The sequence below is a fragment of the Mesorhizobium sp. M0615 genome (assembly GCF_040320805.1).
GTDB lineage: Bacteria > Pseudomonadota > Alphaproteobacteria > Rhizobiales > Rhizobiaceae > Mesorhizobium.
On sequence record NZ_JAMYQI010000006.1, the window covers coordinates 341,834 to 360,111 of the forward strand.

Annotated in this window: 15 protein-coding genes; 7 read left to right on the forward strand and 8 right to left on the reverse strand. The window is 63.8% G+C overall.

Annotated features, from left to right (window positions below):
• The first annotated feature begins 102 nt into the window (after positions 1–102).
• Positions 103–531: a hypothetical protein gene (locus NKI46_RS13110; protein WP_352746510.1), complete on the forward strand. Its 429-nt coding sequence runs from the start codon at positions 103–105 to the stop codon at positions 529–531.
• A gap of 118 nt (positions 532–649) precedes the next feature.
• Complete coding sequence (locus NKI46_RS13115; RefSeq protein ID WP_023669647.1) at positions 650–1,309, forward strand: response regulator; 660 nt, start codon at positions 650–652, stop codon at positions 1,307–1,309.
• A gap of 104 nt (positions 1,310–1,413) precedes the next feature.
• Here NKI46_RS13115 and NKI46_RS13120 read toward each other — a convergent pair whose 3' ends face one another.
• Complete coding sequence (locus tag NKI46_RS13120; protein ID WP_352746513.1) at positions 1,414–4,917, reverse strand: PAS domain-containing hybrid sensor histidine kinase/response regulator; 3,504 nt, start codon at positions 4,915–4,917, stop codon at positions 1,414–1,416.
• 247 nt (positions 4,918–5,164) lie between these two features.
• Between NKI46_RS13120 and mscL the strand changes: the two genes are divergently transcribed.
• Positions 5,165–5,587 (forward strand): large conductance mechanosensitive channel protein MscL, encoded by a 423-nt coding sequence (gene mscL, locus NKI46_RS13125; protein WP_023669649.1) that lies wholly within the window; start codon positions 5,165–5,167, stop codon positions 5,585–5,587.
• A gap of 159 nt (positions 5,588–5,746) precedes the next feature.
• A complete protein-coding gene (locus NKI46_RS13130) occupies positions 5,747–6,913 on the forward strand; it encodes a pyridoxal phosphate-dependent aminotransferase (protein WP_023669650.1) in 1,167 nt (388 codons plus the stop codon).
• Positions 6,914–6,932: 19 nt separating this feature from the next.
• Here the strand turns inward: NKI46_RS13130 and hemA are convergent, their stop codons facing one another.
• Complete coding sequence (hemA, locus tag NKI46_RS13135) at positions 6,933–8,210, reverse strand: 5-aminolevulinate synthase (RefSeq protein ID WP_023669651.1); 1,278 nt, start codon at positions 8,208–8,210, stop codon at positions 6,933–6,935.
• A gap of 279 nt (positions 8,211–8,489) precedes the next feature.
• On the opposite strand from hemA, the gene galE reads away from it, so the two are divergent.
• Together galE and NKI46_RS13145 are read left to right on the forward strand one after the other, a co-directional pair.
• Entirely contained in the window at positions 8,490–9,485 is a 996-nt protein-coding gene (gene galE, locus NKI46_RS13140; RefSeq protein ID WP_023669652.1) for a UDP-glucose 4-epimerase GalE, read from the forward strand.
• 97 nt (positions 9,486–9,582) lie between these two features.
• The gene (locus NKI46_RS13145; RefSeq protein ID WP_023688671.1) at positions 9,583–10,833 is read left to right on the forward strand and encodes a D-amino acid dehydrogenase; all 1,251 of its coding nucleotides are present in this window, start codon (positions 9,583–9,585) and stop codon (positions 10,831–10,833) included.
• 7 nt (positions 10,834–10,840) lie between these two features.
• Here NKI46_RS13145 and NKI46_RS13150 read toward each other — a convergent pair whose 3' ends face one another.
• On the reverse strand, positions 10,841–11,050 hold the full coding sequence (locus NKI46_RS13150; protein WP_023688670.1) for a hypothetical protein: 210 nt from the start codon (positions 11,048–11,050) through the stop codon (positions 10,841–10,843).
• A 146-nt stretch (positions 11,051–11,196) separates the two neighbouring features.
• Between NKI46_RS13150 and NKI46_RS13155 the strand changes: the two genes are divergently transcribed.
• Positions 11,197–13,023: an alanine racemase gene (locus tag NKI46_RS13155; protein WP_352746517.1), complete on the forward strand. Its 1,827-nt coding sequence runs from the start codon at positions 11,197–11,199 to the stop codon at positions 13,021–13,023.
• On the opposite strand, the gene NKI46_RS13160 is transcribed toward NKI46_RS13155, so the two are convergent.
• Genes NKI46_RS13160 through NKI46_RS13180 form a run of 5 tightly spaced genes read right to left on the reverse strand, consistent with a single transcriptional unit; the run spans position 13,024 to position 18,221 of the window.
• Positions 13,024–14,400, reverse strand: a complete 1,377-nt coding sequence (locus tag NKI46_RS13160) for an FGGY-family carbohydrate kinase (protein ID WP_023711395.1) — start codon at positions 14,398–14,400, stop codon at positions 13,024–13,026.
• Positions 14,397–14,714 (reverse strand): L-rhamnose mutarotase, encoded by a 318-nt coding sequence (gene rhaM, locus NKI46_RS13165; RefSeq protein ID WP_023681927.1) that lies wholly within the window; start codon positions 14,712–14,714, stop codon positions 14,397–14,399. Before rhaM ends, NKI46_RS13160 begins: the two co-directional genes overlap by 4 nt.
• Entirely contained in the window at positions 14,714–15,709 is a 996-nt protein-coding gene (locus tag NKI46_RS13170) for an ABC transporter permease (protein WP_352459167.1), read from the reverse strand. The genes rhaM and NKI46_RS13170 overlap by 1 nt, the downstream gene beginning before the upstream one ends.
• Positions 15,706–16,683, reverse strand: a complete 978-nt coding sequence (locus NKI46_RS13175) for an ABC transporter permease (RefSeq protein ID WP_023681925.1) — start codon at positions 16,681–16,683, stop codon at positions 15,706–15,708. The genes NKI46_RS13170 and NKI46_RS13175 overlap by 4 nt, the downstream gene beginning before the upstream one ends.
• Entirely contained in the window at positions 16,680–18,221 is a 1,542-nt protein-coding gene (locus NKI46_RS13180) for a sugar ABC transporter ATP-binding protein (protein WP_023711392.1), read from the reverse strand. The genes NKI46_RS13175 and NKI46_RS13180 overlap by 4 nt, the downstream gene beginning before the upstream one ends.
• Positions 18,222–18,278 lie beyond the last annotated feature (57 nt).

The window sequence follows — 18,278 nt, forward strand, 5'->3', positions numbered from 1 at the left end:
ACCCGCTCTGGTCCGGATGGCTCATGCAGGGAAGGGCAACTCGTCCGCATTTACGGCGCAAAGCTGTGATAGGTTGCGCACACTGGCTCGTGGAGGATGAACATGCGTCTGCAGCACATACTGATCCCCGCCGCACTGGTCTCGCTGGTTGCGGCATCGGCCTGGTCCGAAGAGACCGACCGCTACCGGGTGGAAAAATCCGCCAACGGTTATGTCCGCATGGACACCCGGACCGGCGCCATGTCGATCTGCGAGGAGCGCTCCGGCCAGCTCGTCTGCAAGATGGCCGCCGACGAACGCGCCGCCTTCCAGGACGAAGTCGACCGTTTGCAGGCCTCGATGAAAGCAATGGACGAACGCGTCGCCAAGCTCGAGAACTCGCTGTCCGCCCGCCTCGAATCGAAGCTGCCGAGCGAGGAGGATTTCGACAAGACGATGAGCTATATGGAGCGCATGCTGCGCGGCTTCATGGGCATCGTCAAGGAAATGGACAAGGATGACGGCGCCAATCTCAATTCGCAAAAGACCTGAACTGCCCGGCGGGGAATGCCCCGTCCGGCCATTGCCGCATGAAGACAAAGCGCTTCGCCGCATAATCGTCCGGTCCCCGTAAAAGCCGATAATCAATAAGGGATTTGGGGAGGAACATTTGCCGTCGGGTTACACCTTCGTCATCGCCGACGACCATCCGCTTTTCCGCGGCGCGCTGAAAGAGGCGCTTGCCGGCGTTGGTGATGTCGCAGCCATTCACGAGGCCGGCGATTTCGAAAGCGCCAAGGTCCTGGTCGTGGCCAATGAGGATGTCGACCTGGTGCTGCTCGACCTGTCGATGCCGGGCGCCAGCGGCCTGTCCGGTCTGATCGCGCTGCGCGGCATCCACCCGGCGGTGCCGCTGGTGGTGGTGTCGGCACATGACGACCCGGTGACCATCCGGCGCGCACTCGATCTCGGCGCGTCCGGCTTCATCTCCAAATCGGCCAGTATGGAAGAGATTCGCAGCGCCGTGCAGACGGTGCTGGCCGGCGACATCGCAGCACCCGTCGGCATCGACCTCGGCGTCGAGCGCGACCCCGAAATATCCGACCTGATCAAGCGGCTGCAGGCGCTGACACCGCAGCAGACGCGTGTCCTCGGCATGCTGGCCGAAGGCCTGCTCAACAAGCAGATCGCGTACGAACTCAGCGTCTCCGAAGCGACGGTCAAGGCGCATGTCTCGGCCATCCTGCAAAAGCTCGGCGTCGACAGCCGCACCCAGGCGGTGATCCAGCTGTCCAAGATCGGCAGCGATCCGTTGCAGCCAGCAGGCTAAAGCGCATCGCGCTGAACGGATTCATGCGACCCGCTTTAGCTCTTGTTCGATGCATGTCGTGGTCCCAGAACCGGGGCACACTTCTGGGCGACATGCATTGAACCCTACTCGGCCGCCGATGCCAGCGGCCTGACCCTTGCCATCATGGAACGCAGCACGGCCGGCTTCAGCGGCTTGTTGATCACCGGCACGTCCAGGGCGGCGGCAGCGGCACGGACCTCGGTGGAGCGGTCGGCGGTGACCAGCACGGCCGGCAGGTCCGAACCATGGATGTCACGCAGGCGGGCGATGATGTCGAGGCCGCTTCTGCCATCGAGATGATAGTCGGCAAGCACGATGTCGGGACGATCGGCCCTGCCAAAATCCTCCGAACCCGAAAACGTGCCGATGCTGCAGCCCCAGCCCTCGAGCAGAAGCCGCATGCCGTCGAGGATGCGGGCGTCGTTGTCGATGCACATGACGCGCAGGCCGGCCAGCGAATTCGCGGTGCGGGCAGGCGCCTTCGGCTCGACCTCGCGCCGCGGCGCCTCAACCGCCGCAACCGGCAGGATAACGGAAAAGCGCGTACCCTTGCCCGGGTTGGAAAAGATCTGGATCTCGAGCCGCAGCACCCGCGCGATGCGGTCGACGATGGACAGGCCAAGGCCGAGACCTTCGGCCTCGCGCACGCCTTCGTCCAGCCGGGTGAACTCGTTGAAGACCGTGTTCAGCTTGTCGCCGGCAATGCCGATGCCAGTGTCGATCACCTGGATTTCGGCGAGTTCGCCGCGCCGTCGCACGCCGACCAGGATGCGGCCATGGGGGGTGTATTTGATGGCGTTGGAGACCAGATTCTGGATCAGCCGGCGCAGCAGGTTGCGGTCCGTCAACACGCTGAGCGACGAGGCTATGATCGTCAGATCGAGTTTCTTTTCGGCGGCGAGCGGCTGAAAATCATTGCCGATCTGGCGCAGCAGCCCGTCCAGGCGGAAGGCGCTGTCGTCCGGCTTCATCGCGCCGGCGTCGAGGCGGGAAATGTCGAGCACGGCGCCCAGGATCGTCTCGACCGATTCGAGCGAGGATTCGATGTTGATAGCAGCCTTCCCGGCCGGGCCCTTGCCGGCCTTTTCGATCAGCGACGAGCAGTAGAGACGGGCGGCGTTCAGCGGCTGCAGGATGTCGTGGCCGGCGGCGGCGAGGAAGCGCGTCTTGCCCAGATTGGCCTCCTCGGCCAGCATCTGCGCCTGCGCCAACTCCTCATTGACCCGGGTCAACTCCTCGTTGACCCTAGTCAGTTCGATGGTACGCGTCTTGACCCGCTGCTCCAGCGATTCATTGGCCCGCTTCAGCGCCAAATCCTGTTCGACGCGTCCTGATATGTCGGCATAGGTGGCAACGATTCCGCCGTCCGGCATCGGGTTGGAGCGCAGTTCGAGGATACGGCCACTGGTCTTCAACTCCATCTGCCATGGGCTGACGAAGCTGGTCAGCCGGTTGAGCATCGCCACGCGCTGGTCGGCCGGAATATCGCCGCGCTCGGCGAGGTGGCGCAGGATGCGGTCGAGCGAGACGCCGACCTGGCCCATCTCGTCGGGCAGGTCGAACAGCGCGCGATATTGTCTGTTCCAGCAGATCAGACGAAAATCGCGGTCGAATACGGTGATGCCCTGCTCCATCTGGTCGAGCGCGATCTGCAGCAGGTCGCGATTGTGCTGCAGCGCTTCGGTGGCGTCGTCGAGCAGGCGAAAGGCGTCCTTGGACTCGCGGTCGTTGCGGCGAAACAGCAGCGACAGGATCAGCCGCGCCGAAGACGAGCCGACCGCGCTCGCCAGCAGCTGCTCGGAAAAGCGGATGACATCCATGCTGGCCTGCTCATTGCCGTGCAGCGAGACGCCATTGCTTTTCTCGAAGGATTGGAAGGAGCGCTCGGTGCGCTCGACGCCGAGGTAGCGCGAGATGGTGTCCTTCAGCACGTTGACGGTGATGGCGGTGCGGAAGCGGCGCAGGCTGGGCATCGGGCCGGATTCGCGCGGCACGAAGATCGACGCCTGGATCCGCTCCAGCGGCACTGACGCGCGCGACAGCGAGCCGAGCACGAAGAACAGCGTGTTGACCGACAGGCTCCAGAGCACGCCGTGGTTCAACGGTTCGGCGACGGTGCCGAACAGAGCCTGCGGCCGCAGCGCCTCGAAACCGAACAACCCCTGCACGACGATGTCCGCGTCGGCTGCCGAGAGCGACGGCAAAAGCAGCGTATAGCCCCAGACGAGGATGCCGGCGACCATGCCAAGGGCCGCGCCGCGGCCATTGGCGCCGCGCCAGATCAGCCCGCCGATCAGCGCCGGCGCGAACTGGGCGATTGCCGCGAACGACATCAGGCCGATCGACGACAGCCGCGCCGAGTTGGTGCTTTCGCGGTAGTAGAGGAAGGCGATGAACAACAGGATGAAGATGGCGCCGCGCCGCACGTTGAGGATCAGCGTCGACCAATCCTCATTCTCAGAGGTCGTGGTCTTGAGCAGGCGGCGCACGAACAGCGGGATGACGAGGTCGTTGGAGATCATGATCGACAGCGCCACGCTTTCGACGATCACCATGGCGGTCGCCGCCGATAGCCCACCGATGAAGGCGGCCATGGCGAGGAAGTCATGGCCGCCGAACAAGGGCAGCGCCAGCACATAGAGGTCACTGGTGGTTTTGGTGCCGACCAGCGCCAGGCCGGCGAAGGCGATCGGCAGCACGAACAGGTTTATCGCCACGAGATAGAGCGGAAACACCCAGGTCGCGGTGCGCAGTTCGGCCTCGCCGCGGTTCTCGACGATGGTGACGTAGAACTGGCGCGGCAGCATGATGATGGCAAAGCCGCTCAGGCAAGTCAGCACCAGCCAGGTGGCGAGCGAGGTGTTGTAGCCCATGGCTTGCCGCACCTGGCTGTTTTCGGCCAGCTTGTCGATCATGTCGCCCGGGCCGCCGAAGATCAGGAAGGTGACCATCAGGCCGATCGCCAGGAAGGCGGCGAGCTTGACCACGGTTTCGACCGCCACCGCCAGCACCAGCCCGTCCTGGTGCTCGGTGGCGTCGGCATGGCGGGTGCCGAACAGCACCGCAAACAGCGCCAAGAGCATGGCCACCACCAGCGAGATGTCGCTGACGAAGGGATCGAAGGAGGGCGGCGATCCCGTATAATGCTCGACCATCAGGCCGACCGAACCGGAGATCGCCTTCAATTGCAGTGCGATATAGGGCACCGCACCGATGGTGGCGATCAGCGTGGCGATCGCCGAGACGGCAAAGCTCTTGCCGTAGCGGGCGCCGAGGAAGTCGGCGATCGAGGTGATCTTCTCGCTCTTGGCCAGCCGCACGATGCGGTTGAGGAGCGGAAAGCCGAACACGAACACCAGCACCGGGCCGGTATAGATGCCGAGAAATTCGAGGCCGCGCTCGGAGGACAGCCCGACCGAGCCGAAGAAGGTCCATGAGGTGCAGTAGATGGCGAGGCTGAGCGCATAGATGAAGGGCCGGGCGCGGCCGGGTCCCAACGCCGTTGAACGCCGGTCGCCGAGGCTGGCGATGACGAACAGCAGCGTCCCATAGGCGACGGCAATGATGACGATGAACCAGCCCTGCACGGCCCGAAAGTCCTCCTCGGCCAGCTTTCACGGCCTTCCCAGAGGCAATCACAGCTCCAAGGTCAAGTCCATCGCGGCTTTCGGCGCATGGTCGCGACGCCGCCCTGTCGAACCGTGAACCAAGGTAAGGAGAAAGCGGTGTTTTCCAGCTTTTGCTTCTGTTGCAACCGCAGGTTTTTGTTATGGTGCGCACGGGCCGACGCCGGAGGGACGGCGGCAGCGCGGTCGTCATGACAAGGAGGGTCGAATGCTGAAAGAATTCCAGGAATTCATTTCCAAGGGCAATGTGATGGACTTGGCCGTCGGTGTCATCATCGGCGCCGCCTTCGGCAAGATCGTCACTTCGCTGGTCGACGACGTCATCATGCCGATCGTCGGCGCGATCTTCGGCGGACTGGATTTCAACAACTACTTCCTGGGACTTTCCTCGGCCGTCAACGCTCCGACTTTGGACGCGGCCAAGGGGCAAGGCGCGGTCCTTGCCTATGGCAGCTTCATCACCGCGACGCTAAACTTCCTCATCCTCGCCTTCATCATCTTCCTGATGGTCAAGGCGGTGAACAACCTGCGCAAGCGGCTTGAGCGCGAGAAGCCCGCCGCCCCGGCCGCTCCGCCGCCGGCTGACGTCGCACTGCTCACTGAAATTCGCGATCTCCTCGCCAGGAAATAGCCCAAGGTTCGATTTCTGGACCAAAACCCCGGTCGTTCGCGGCCGGGGTTTTCTGTTGCCGCATCTGCTAAGACCATCCGCCAATGCATGTCGCCCAGAAGTGTGCAGCGGTTCTGGGATAACGACATGCATCAAAGCAGACATCAAAACGGACCTGTCATGACCCTGATCGATAGCTTGCGCGCCGAAGCGGTGGCCGCGCCCGAAAGCGGCATTGTCGCCGTCGTCAATTACGGCCGTACGCGCGAGGGCATGATCCCGCTCTGGGCCGGTGAAGGCGATTTGCCGACGCCTGCCTTCATTTCGGAAGCCGCCGCCAAGGGGCTCGCCAATGGCGAGACCTTCTATACCTGGCAGAAAGGCATTCCGGAGCTGAGGCAAGCGCTTTCCCGCTACTATGCCAGGCATTTCGGCAAGAGCTTCGCCGAAGAGGAATTCATCGCAACCGGTTCCGGCATGCATGCCATTCAGTTGGCATTAGCCGCGGTCGCCGGCAGCGGCGACGAGGTGGTCTATCTCTCCCCGGCCTGGCCGAATTTCGCCGCCGCCGCCGGTATTTCCGGCGCTACCCCGGTTGCGGTCACGCTCGACCAGTCGGGCAATGGCTGGTCCTGCGATGTCGACAAGATTGCGGCTGCGGTGACGCCGCGCACCAAGGCGCTGTTCGTCAACACGCCATCGAACCCCACCGGCTGGACGGCCGATAAGGAAACACTGCAGGCGATCCTGAATCTCGCCCGCCAAAAGGGCCTGTGGATCATCGCCGACGAGATCTATTCGCTGTTCCACTACGGCCACGGCCGTGCGCCGTCCTTCCTCGACATTTCGACCGCGGAAGACCGCATCCTGTTCGTCAACTCCTTTTCCAAGAACTGGGCGATGACCGGCTGGCGCGTCGGCTGGATCAAGACCCATCCCGAGCTGCAGCAGGTGTTCGAGAACCTGATCCAGTATTCGACCTCAGGCGTCGCCCAGTTCATGCAGCGCGGCGCCGTCGCGGCGCTGGACCACGGTGATGCCTTCATCGTCGAGCAGGTGGAGCGCGCCAGGAAAGCGCGCGACCTGGTCTGCGATATTCTCGGCGCAACCGGCAAAGCGCGCTTCACCGTGCCGCAAGGCGCGTTCTATTTGTTCTTCACGGTAGACGGCATCACCGATCCGCGCCGGGCCGCTTTCGACATTGTCGACAAGGCCAATGTCGGCCTCGCGCCGGGCACCGCCTTCGGCCCTGGCGGAGAGGCGTTTTTGCGCCTGTGCTTCCACCGCCGCCTCGACCAGCTCGAGGAAGCGGCACACCGGCTGGCGGGATGGATGAGGACGGTTTGAGGTTAAATGGGCGGCGGCTTCAGCCGCCCGACTTCGGCACCAGCAGCGGCACAATCCGGTCGCTCTTGGTGACAGTGGGCCGCCCTGCGGAGCCATAGGGAATGCCCAGCGCATCCCATGTCTCGACCAGCGCGTCCTGCAGTCCCGCAATCAGCGCATCGGTATGGAACGGCGTCGGCGTGATGCGCAGCCGCTCGGTGCCGCGCGGCACGGTCGGATAGTTGATCGGCTGGATGTAGATGCCGTGCACGCCGAGCAGACGGTCGCTGGCCATCTTGCAGAGTTCGGGGTCACCGACCAGCACCGGCACGATGTGTGTCGGCGATTCCATCACCGGCAGGCCGGCTGCAGACAGAACCTCCTTGGTCCGCGACGCCTGGCGCTGTTGCGCATCGCGCTCGGCTTGCGACCGCTTGAGGTGGCGGATGGACGTGGTGGCGGCGGCGGCGACGGCCGGCGGCAGCGCCGTGGTGAAGATGAAGCCCGGCGCATAGGAGCGCACCGCGTCGATGATGGCGCTGTTGCCGGCGATATAGCCGCCCAGCGTGCCGAACGCCTTGGCCAACGTGCCTTCGATGATATCGATGCGGTCGGCAAGCCCCTCGCGCTCGGTGATGCCGCCGCCGCGCGGTCCGTACATGCCGACGGCATGGACCTCGTCAATATAGGTCATGGCGTTGTAGCGTTCGGCCAGTTCGACGATCTGCTTGATTGGCGCAATGTCGCCGTCCATCGAATAGACGCTCTCGAACACGATCAGCTTGGCGCGTTCGCGGCCCGCCGCCTGTAGCAGGCTTTCGAGATGCGCGACGTCGTTGTGACGGAAGATCTTCTTTTCGGCGCCCGAGCGCCGCACGCCTTCGATCATCGAGGCATGGTTGAGCTCGTCCGAAATGATCAGGCAGTTGGGCAAAAGCCGCGCAATGGTCGAGATCGACGCTTCGTTGGAGACGAAGCCGGAGGTGAAGACCAGCGCCGCTTCCTTGTCGTGCAGGTCGGCCAGTTCCAGCTCGAGCTCGACCAACGGGTTCGAGGTGCCGGAAATGTTGCGGGTGCCGCCGGCGCCCGAACCCATCTTGCCGGCCGCGTTCTGGAAAGCGGCGATGACATCGGGGTTCTGGCCCATGCCGAGATAGTCGTTGGAGCACCAGACGGTGATTTCCTCGGCGCGGCCGTTGGAACGCCAGATAGCGCGCGGAAACTTGCCGACAATGCGCTCGAGATCGGCGAAAACCCGGTAGCGCCGCTCGGCGTGGAGCTGGTCGATCGCTTCCTCGAAGAACCGCTGATAGTTCATGTCGCCTTCCCAGTTTTGCGCGGGATCATAATCGTTGGCCCATTCGTCGTCCACCGGGCCGTTTTGGTCAAAATGCCACGCCCCAAGCCTGTTCCTAACGACCCCGGATCGTGGCCTATTCCCTTGATGTGGATCAATTTTGTTTCCGTACGATGCCACAGGCCGGTGAGACTGTTACGGATCTAACATTCAGGCGTTTCTAATGGCCTTGCCGCAGGCTTTCCAGTAAGGCGGTGATTGAGACAGTTTCCGATAAATCATGAGTAAAAGAGGACACGGATGACGGTTTTGGTAACGGGCGGCGCCGGTTATATCGGCAGCCACATGGTCTGGGAACTGCTGGATGCCGGCGAGAGCGTCGTCGTTCTCGACCGCCTTTCCACGGGCTTCGAATGGGCGGTGGCGCCGGAGGCCAAGCTGGTCGTCGGCGATGTCGCCGATAGGGAATTGGTCGGCCAGATCATCCGGGATAACAAGGTCGACGCGATCATCCACTTCGCCGGTTCCATCGTGGTGCCGGAATCGGTTGCCGATCCGCTCGCCTATTACGAGAACAACACCTCCAAGACCCGCACGCTGATCGAAACCGCCGTGCGCGAGGGCGTGCCGCATTTCATCTTCTCCTCGACCGCCGCCGTCTATGGCGGCGCCGGCCTGGAGCCGGTGCGTGAGGATGCCCGCCTGGCGCCGGAATCGCCCTACGGCCTGTCCAAGCTGATGAGCGAATGGATGCTGCGCGATGCAGCGCTTGCGCATCCCTTGCGCTACACGGCGCTGCGCTACTTCAACGTCGCCGGCGCCGATCCCAGGGGCCGGACGGGGCAGTCGACGCCTGGCGCCACGCATCTGATCAAGGTCGCCTGCGAGACCGCGCTCGGCAAACGCCCCTTCATGCAGGTGTTCGGCACCGATTATCCGACGCCGGACGGCACCTGCATGCGCGATTATATCCATGTCAGCGACCTGGCTGCGGCGCACCGGCTGGCGCTGCAGCGCCTGCGCGCCGGCGGCGGCAGCCTCGTCGCCAATTGCGGCTACAGCCACGGCTATTCGGTGCTCGAGGTCATCGACAGCGTGCGGCGCGCCTTCGGCCGGGATTTCGAGGTCAAGATGGGCGACCGGCGCCCCGGCGACGCCGCCGCCGTGGTTGCCAATTCGGACCTTGCACGCGCCGAACTCGGCTGGACCCCGCAACGCGACGACCTCGACCAGATCGTCGCCGATGCACTCGCCTGGGAGCGTATCCTCACCGGCAAGAACTCCGCGCGGGGCTGAGCCGGGCACTTCCGAGGGCTCGCAAGGCGCGCGGCGAAGCGCTATTGAAGCAATGGCGGTGCGGCGTGGAGGCGCTGTGCCGCGAAGAGGGGGTGGCATGAAGATAACGGTGCTTGGAGCCGGCGTTGTCGGTACCGCGGCCGCCTATTATCTGGCCGCCGACGGCCATGAGGTCACCGTGATCGAGCGCCATCCGGCGCCGGCGCGCGGCACCAGCCAGTCCAATGCCGGTCTGGTGTCGCCGGGCGACGCCACCGCCTGGGCCTCCCCGGCGGCGCTGAAGACCTTCCTGCGCGCGCTCTGGAACCATGATCTCGGCATCAAGGTCAGGCTGCGCTTCGATCCCTATTTCCTCGCCTGGAGCCTGCGCTTCCTGCGCCAGTGCACGGTGGCGCGCCTGCGCGCCAACAGCCAGGTCAAACTGCGCCTGGCGCTCTATTCGCGCGACTGCATCAACGCGCTCTCCGACGCCACCGGCATCCACTATGACGAGCGCAAGAAGGGCATTCTTTATTTCTTCCGCTCGCAGCACAGTCTCGACACCGGCACCGACAACTACCAGTTTCTGGCGAAGCATGGCCTGCAGATCGAGATCGTCGGCCGCGACCGGCTGGTCGAACTTGAGCCCGGGCTCGCCGGAGTGAAGGAAAAGATCGCCGGCGGCGTTTATTCGCCAATCGACCAGACCGGCGATTCCAGGATATTCGTCGATGGGCTGGCCGCCTATGCCGCCGAAAAGCTCGGCGTCAGATTCCTGTTCGACACCACGGTCGAGGGGCTCGACATAGAAGGCGATCGGGTGCGTGCGGTCATGACATCGGCCGGCCCGGTGACGGGCGACGCCGTCGTCATCGCCATGGGCCCCGAGAGCGGCCTGATCGGCCGCCGCTACGGTATCGACCTGCCCGTCTATCCGGTTAAAGGCTATAGCGCGACCATCCCGCTGGAGGACGAGAGCAAGGGACCGACCATGGGCGGCGCCGACGAGGACCGGCTGGTTGGTTACTCCAGGCTCGGAAACCGCCTGCGCATGTCCTCGACAGCCGAGTTCACCGGCTTCGACCGCAGCTTCAAGCTCAGCGACTTCAAGTCCATGCTGAGCACCGGCAAAGACCTTTTCCCCGGCGCTTTCGACGAGAAGAAGGCGCTGTTGTGGGCAGGTCTGCGACCGATGATGCCCAACTCGGTGCCGGTCATCGGCAAGGCGAAATACAAGAACCTTTACCTCGACACCGGCCACGGCCATGTCGGCTGGACCATGGCCTGCGGCTCGGGCAAGTTCCTGGCCGACCTCGTCGCCGGCCGCAAGCCGGAGATCGACCCGCAAGGGCTGGTCTACGGGAACTGAGGGAGCTCTAGTCGTCGTGTTGGCATCGAGTCCATTCGTCGTGCACCCATTCGGCAAGCCATCCGCGCTCAAGCTGGCCAATCTGTGCCAAGTTTTCCTGCCTGGCGGTCAAATGGCCGAGACCGATAACTTCGAAACCTCCGCAGTCCGCGGGGTGATCATGTTCGCCGCAGGTCAGTTGCCACTCACCATCGAAATGATGAACGACCAGCGTCACCGGCCTCTCCGATCGAAAGACGTGCCCACATACAATTGCTCTGGTTTCCAACATTGAGACCGTCACTGCGCAAAGTTTGACAAATATCGTACGACGATCTGGAAGATGCATCTGACTGACAGATTCTACAAACCCTGAGTGACGAAATGTCGGGACCGCAAGTCGCTATCGACCTTGGCCGCATCGAGCGCAACGCCCGCACCATCGTCGAACGCTGCGCATTGTCTGATATCAAGGTATTCGGTGTCACCAAGGGCACATGCGGCATGCCGCAGGTGGCGCGGGCCATGCTGCGCGGCGGTGTTGCCGGCATCGCGGAATCGCGTTTTGAGAACATTCGGCGGCTGCGCGACAGCGGCATCAATGCGCCGGTCATGCTGCTGCGCAGCCCGCCCATGGCGCGCGTCGAGGAGGTCGTGCGCACCGTCGACATCAGCCTGCAGTCGGAACTGACCACCATCCGCGAGATATCGCGCATTGCCGAGCGCATGGGCCGCGTCCACGACATCATGCTGATGATCGATCTCGGCGATCTCCGCGAAGGCATCTGGCCAAGCGACCTGATCCCCACCGTCGAGCAGATCCTGGAATTCAAGGGCGTGCGCATCGCCGGCATCGGCACCAATCTCGGCTGCTTCGGCGCCATAATGCCGACCCCGGAGAACCTTGGCCAACTCGTCGCCCATGCCTACAAGACTGAGCGCCTGTCCGGCAAAAGCCTCGACTTGATTTCCGGCGGCGCCTCGTCATCGCTGACGCTGCTGCTCGAAGGCAAGCTGCCGCCCGGCATCAACAATCTGCGCGTGGGCGAGGCGATCCTGCAAGGCGGTGTCGAAACCTTTCGCGACGTGCCGTGGCCCGAACTCGAACCCGATGCCTGCCGGCTGACCAGCGACATCATCGAGGTCAAACTCAAGCCTTCGCGGCCGATCGGCACATCCGGCTACGACGCCTTCGGCAACCAGCCGGTCTTTGCCGACGAGGGCGACCGGCTGCGCGCCATCGCCAATATAGGCCGCGAGGACGTGCTGGTGGAAGGGCTGACGCCGATCGCCAAAGGGGTGAGGGTGCTCGGCGCTTCCAGCGACCATCTGCTGCTCGATGTGCAGGATGCCGATCCGCGACCCACCGTCGGCGACCGCGTCGCCTTCCGCATGAATTATGGCGCCATGCTTCTGGCGATGACCTCGGAATATGTCGAGAAGGCGCCGATGCACGACGTCGCGGATTTCTCCGGCCGCAAGATGGTGTCGATCTCGGCCGAACCGGAAGCCGGCGGGATTATCGCCCGCGAGGGAACCGGCGCGCGGCTGGAGGCAATGAATTTCGACGTGGTCGAACTCGCCGACGTCGAGCGGCCGCCCTCGGGCCTCGTCCGTCTCGCCGCCGGCGCAGATCGCCGTATCGCCCACAAGGCGCTGACCGCAACGGCGCGGGCGACGCATTCCTTTGGCCTGATCTGGATCGATTCCCTCGCCGCCCTGATGCCCGAGGACGAGGAGGCCGAAGACATGCCTGAAGTCTCGGTGCTGGCCCGCGCGCTCGGTCTCGATCACAAGCCCGGCGCGCTGCAGCCGCAGCTGTCGCCGGAAAATGTCGTCATCGTGGGCCTGCGCCATGCCGATCCGGCGGAGGCAAGGGTGCTCAAGGATTCGCGTGTCTCGGCCTTCACCATGACCGACATCGACGCCATGGGCATGCGCGACCTCATGCATGAGGCGATCCGCATCGCGACGTCGGGCACGCAGGGCTTTCACGTCAGCTATTCGCCGACGGCGACCGAATTTACCGGCTGGGCTGCGGGCTCGGGCGGGCTGACGGTGCGCGAGACGCATCAGGCAATGGAGGCGATCTCGCTGTCCGGCGGTCTGCTGTCGATGGATGTTTCCGGGCTGACCGCCGGTCTGGAGCCGCGGATCGGCGCCGACGCCGTCAACTTCGTCATGTCGGCCTTTGGGAAGCGGATTTTGTGATCAGCCTTGCGCGTCGACTGCCGCGCGCCACGCGGTGACATAGGCCGCCCAGACCGGGTCGGTCTGCGGCTCAATTCTTTCGCCCTTGCCGTGCGTCACTGGCTGATCGGATGCGAGCAGTGCCGCGCCGATGCTGGTGCCGGTGGCCGCCTCGGAGGCGATGACGATGCGCGCGGTCGCTGCCGCCAGCATGCCGACAAAGAGCCGGTTGCGAGCAAACGGTCCTTCCACGGTGGTCGGGCCGTCGGCGCCGATCAGCTCGAGGCAGGTCGCCGTCATCAGTGCCAGATAGAAGGAAATGGCGGCGAATCGCTCGCCTTTGCTGATGCCGTCGGCATCAAGCCATTCCGCGGCATGGTGCGGGAACGGTCCCGATCCCTGCTGCGTAGAAGGTAAAAGCAGCATTTTTCCGGTCAGAACGGCCAGCACCTCGCTGCCGCTGCAGTCCTGCGGCTTGTCCTTGGTCAGCTGGGAAAACTCGCGGCCACCCATGAACCGCGCCGAGGGGACGGGAGCGCCAAGCGCGCTGACATTGACCAGCGTGTCGCGCGCAGCATCGAGCGCAATCTCTCTGCCGCCGACCGCCATCGATACCACCCAGGTGCCGGTCGAGACGACCGAGAAGGGCGGCTCGTCGGACAGAAGATGCGGCAATAGGGAGGCGTTGGAATCGTGCAGGCCACAGAATACCGGGGTCTGCGGATCGAGCCCGGTGCGCGCGGCAAGCGCCGGCAGGATCGGGCCGAGCTGGTCCCTGGCCGGCCGCACCGGCGCCATCAGCCTGCGCCAATCCAGCCTGTCGACCATCGAGGAAAAGTCCGCCTCCCAAGGGCTCCACAGATCGGTGTGGCAGCCGAGCGAGGTCACCTCGTTGGCGGCAACGCCGGTCAGGCGCAGCGCCCAGTATTGCGGATACATCAGCATCGCGGCGGCCTTGGCGAATTCGGTGGGGAAACGCTTCTCAAGCCAGAAGAATTGCGCGCCGAGATTGAGACCGACCGGCAGGCGCGGTGTACCGGTTTCGGCGAAGGGCGGACGAACAGCATCATACTCCGCCGCCAACCTGTCGGGGCCATCGAACTCATAGTCTAGGACAGGCAGCACCAGCTCGCCCGAGGCGTCGACCAGCACGCCGGTCGCACCATGCGTGGTGATCGAAATCGCGTCGATACGCTGTTCGCGGTCGAGGCTGGCAAGGCTGTTGAGGATAAACGTCCACAGCGCCTCGACATCGTGATGCGGATAGGGCGCTTGTCGCAGCGGCGCGTTCGCCATGCGGCGCAACCCCACCTCGCTCAGCGTGACGAGATCGACCAGCGCCACCTTGGCGTTGGTCTTGCCGATGTCGATGACGGCGATGTGGCGCAGCGCACTCATGCCATATGGAACATTGTTTCCAGGGGGATGGCCACCGGTTGGTTGTCCGGCCTGGTCTCCATGATGTCGGCCATGTGCGCCCACCAGCGCTGCATCACCGGGTGCTTCGGCAGGTCGGCCATGCCATGGTCGTCGCGCCGCCACAGCACGCCGAACAGGATGTTGGTGTCTTCATCGAGATGGATCGAATAATCGGCGACGCCGGCCTCTCTCAGCAGCGCCACCAGCGACGGCCAGATCTCATCGTGGCGCTTTTTGTACTCGGCTTTCATGCCGGGTTTGAGCTGCATCTTGAAGGCGTATTTCTCAGGCATCAGCCGTTACAACGCAGCCGCCGCCAGACGATCGGCAGCGCGATGACGAAGATCAAGAGCAGGCCGATGAAGATCGACATGACGATGCCGGGCACGTTGAGCAGGCCGAGGCCGAAGGTCACCAGCCCCATGATAAAGGCGGCGAGCACGACGCCAACAATGCTGCCGGAGCCACCCAGAATGCTGACGCCGCCCAGCACCACCATGGTGATGACCTCAAGCTCATAGCCCTGCGCGATCGACGGCCGCGTCGAGCCGAGCCGCGAGGTGATCAGCACCGAGGCCATGCCGGCCATCAGCCCGGTCAGGCAAAACAGGATGAATTTGATGCGGCCGACACGAACGCCGGAAAACTGTGCCGCGACCGGATTGTTGCCGATGGCAAAGACACGGCGGCCGAAGCTGGTGCGATGCAGCAGGAACCAGTAGGCGACGGCCGCGATGAGGAAGAGCACCAGTTCGAACGACACCACCCACCAGACATAGCCCTGGCCGAAGAAAGCAAAACTCTCGGGATAGCCTTTGTAGGCCTGGTCACCGAGGATGATGAAGGCAATGCCGCGAAACAGGCTCATCGTGCCGATGGTAACGACGATGGACGGCAGGCCGAGCCTCGTCACCAACAGGCCGTTGAAGGCGCCGCAACCGAGCCCGACGACGATGCCGATAGCCACCAGCACCGGCGGGTCGGCGCCGGCCTGTACCGCCATGCCCATCATGGTCGAGGCGAGCGCGATGATGGCGGCGACCGACAGGTCGATCTCGCCCGAAATGATCAGCAGCGCCATGGCGAAGGCGATCAGGCCTTTCTCGGTGAAATTGAAGGTCAGGTCCGACAGCGAATAGGCATCGAGGAAATAGGGCGATGCGAAGCTGTTGATGGCGAAGATGGCGACCGCCACGACGACCAGCAGCGCTTCCCAGGAAAAGATCGCTGAAGAGAGCGGCTCGTCGAGCCGGTCGGGAATGTGGCGCGGGGCGGGGGTGTCGGTCATGCCGCCTCCGCTTTCCTCAGGATAATCCGCCCCTGCTGACGTTCGCCACGCGCGTTGAGCACGACGGCCAGGATGATGGCGCTGCCTGAAATCGCCATCTGCCAGAAGGGCGAGATGTTGATGACGGGCAGCGCGTTGGAAATGATGCCGAGGAACAGCGCCCCTAACACCGCGCCCCCGACCGAGCCGATGCCGCCGGCAATCGAAATGCCGCCGATGACGCAGGCGGCGATGATGTTGAGTTCATAGCCGTTGGCGACCTCGACCGAGGCGATGACATAACGAGAAATCCAGAGATAACCGGCGAGCCCGCCGATCATGCCGGAAATGCAGAAGACGATGAATTTGGTTCGGCCGACATCGATGCCGGCATAGACCGACGCCGTCGGGTTGACGCCGATGGCATAGATCGAACGGCCAAGCGCGGTTCGCGTCATCACCACGAAGAACAGCGCGATGACCAGTATGGCGATCCAGGACAGAACCGGAATGCCCAGGAAAGCTGCGCGCTGGAAGCCGATGAAGTCCGGGCTCATCTTGTCGGCATTGACCCAGGCGCCGCCGGAGAGGACGAAGGTGGCGCCGCGATAGATGGTGAGCGTGCCCAATGTCACCACGATCGAAGGGATGTTCAGCCGCCACACCAGCAGGCCGTTGATGGCGCCGAGCACCAGTCCGACGGCCAGCGCAATGACGATCAGCAGCGGGATCGGGATCGCCGGATGTGCGGCGTTCAGCATCGCCACCACCATGCCGGTGAAGCACAGGTTGGAGGCCATCGACAGGTCGATCGAGCGGGTCAGGATGACGACCATCTGTCCCAGCGCCAGGATCATCAGGATCGAGGTGTCGTTGAACACCTGGGCGAGATTGCCGGGGTCGGCAAAGGCCGGGAAGCGCGTCGAGATCAGAGCAATCAAAACGACGATCGCCGCTGCCAGCCAGATCTCGCGGAATTTCAGGAGAGCCTTCATGCCGCGATCCCCGCTGCCGTCCGGACCAGCGTTTCGGCGTCCAGCCCCTTACTATCGTAGACCGCCGCAACCAGCCCTTCGCGCATGACGACGACGCGGTCGGACATGCCCAGAATCTCCGGCAGTTCCGACGACACCATGATCACCGACAGGCCCTGCGCGACGAGCTCCGCCATGAAGCCGTGCACGGCGGCCTTGGAGCCGATGTCGATGCCCTTGGTCGGCTCGTCCAGGATGATCACCTTGGGCGCTGTCGCCAGCCATTTGGCGATGACGATCTTCTGCTGGTTGCCGCCCGACAGCGTGCCGACATCCTGGCTCAGCGACGAGGCGCGCAGGTCTAGCCGCTCGGTGTAGGAGCGGGCGAGCGCGAATTCGTCCGACAATCGCAGCAGGCCGGATTTGGAGGTGCGCTTGAGCGAGGGAAGCGAGACGTTTTGGAAGATCGGCAGGCCGATCACCACGCCCTGCTTGCCGCGTTCCTCCGGCACGTAGACGATGCCGGCTTCGATGGAATCCGCCGCCGATTTCGGCGTGATCGTCTTGCCTTCCAGCGTGATCGTTCCACCCGATATGCGGGTGATGCCCGATATCGCCTGCATCACCTCTGACCGCCCGGCGCCGACAAGGCCGTAGAAACCGAGGATCTCGCCCTTGTGCAGTTCGAAGCCGATGTCGTTGAATTCGGTCGGGTGCGAAAGGCCAGCGACCGACAGCACCGGCGCGCCGATCTCGGCCTTGCGTTGCGGAAAGATGTGATCGACCGAGCGGCCGACCATCATGCGCACGATCTGGCTCTGGCCGGTATCCTTGATAAGGCCCTCGCCAACCATCTCGCCGTCGCGGAACACGGTGTAGCGATCGGCGATCCGATAGATCTCGTCGAACTTGTGGCTGATGAACAGGATCGCCTTGCCTTCCTCCTTGAGGAATTCGATCAGCAGGAAAAGCTCCTCGATCTCCTTCATCGAAAGGGCTGCGGTCGGCTCATCCATGATGACGATCTGCGCATCGATCGACATCGCGCGAGCAACCGCTACCAGATGCTTGTTGGCGATGCCGAGGTCTTTCAGCCGCGCATCGGCGTTGATATGGCCGGCATGCATGGTGTCGAGCACTTCGCGCGCGTGTTTTCGCATGGTGCGCCAGTCGATGGTGCCTAGCCGCGTGCGCGGCGCATGGCCGAGAAAAATGTTTTCGGCGACGCTCAGATCGTCGAACAGCACGGTTTCCTGATGAATGGCGGTGACGCCGTGGCCGAAGGCGGCATGCGCGCTGGGCAGGGTGACGGCCTGGCCGTCAATGCTGATCGTGCCGGCGTCGGGCTGGTAGATGCCGGTCATGATCTTGACCAGCGTCGACTTGCCGGCACCGTTTTCACCGATCAGCGCCGTAACCTGGCCGGGGTAAAGCGACAGGCTGACATTGTGCAGCGCGCGCACGCCGGGAAAGCTTTTGGAGACGCCGGACAGCGTCAGGCGCGGGGCAGGACCCGTGGGCTCCTCCTTCGCAATGCCGTGCTGGGCTGTCGTGTCCATATCCGTATCAAGCCCTGAAACAAGGTCCGTTTAAAGTCGCGGCGGGATTTTGGTCCC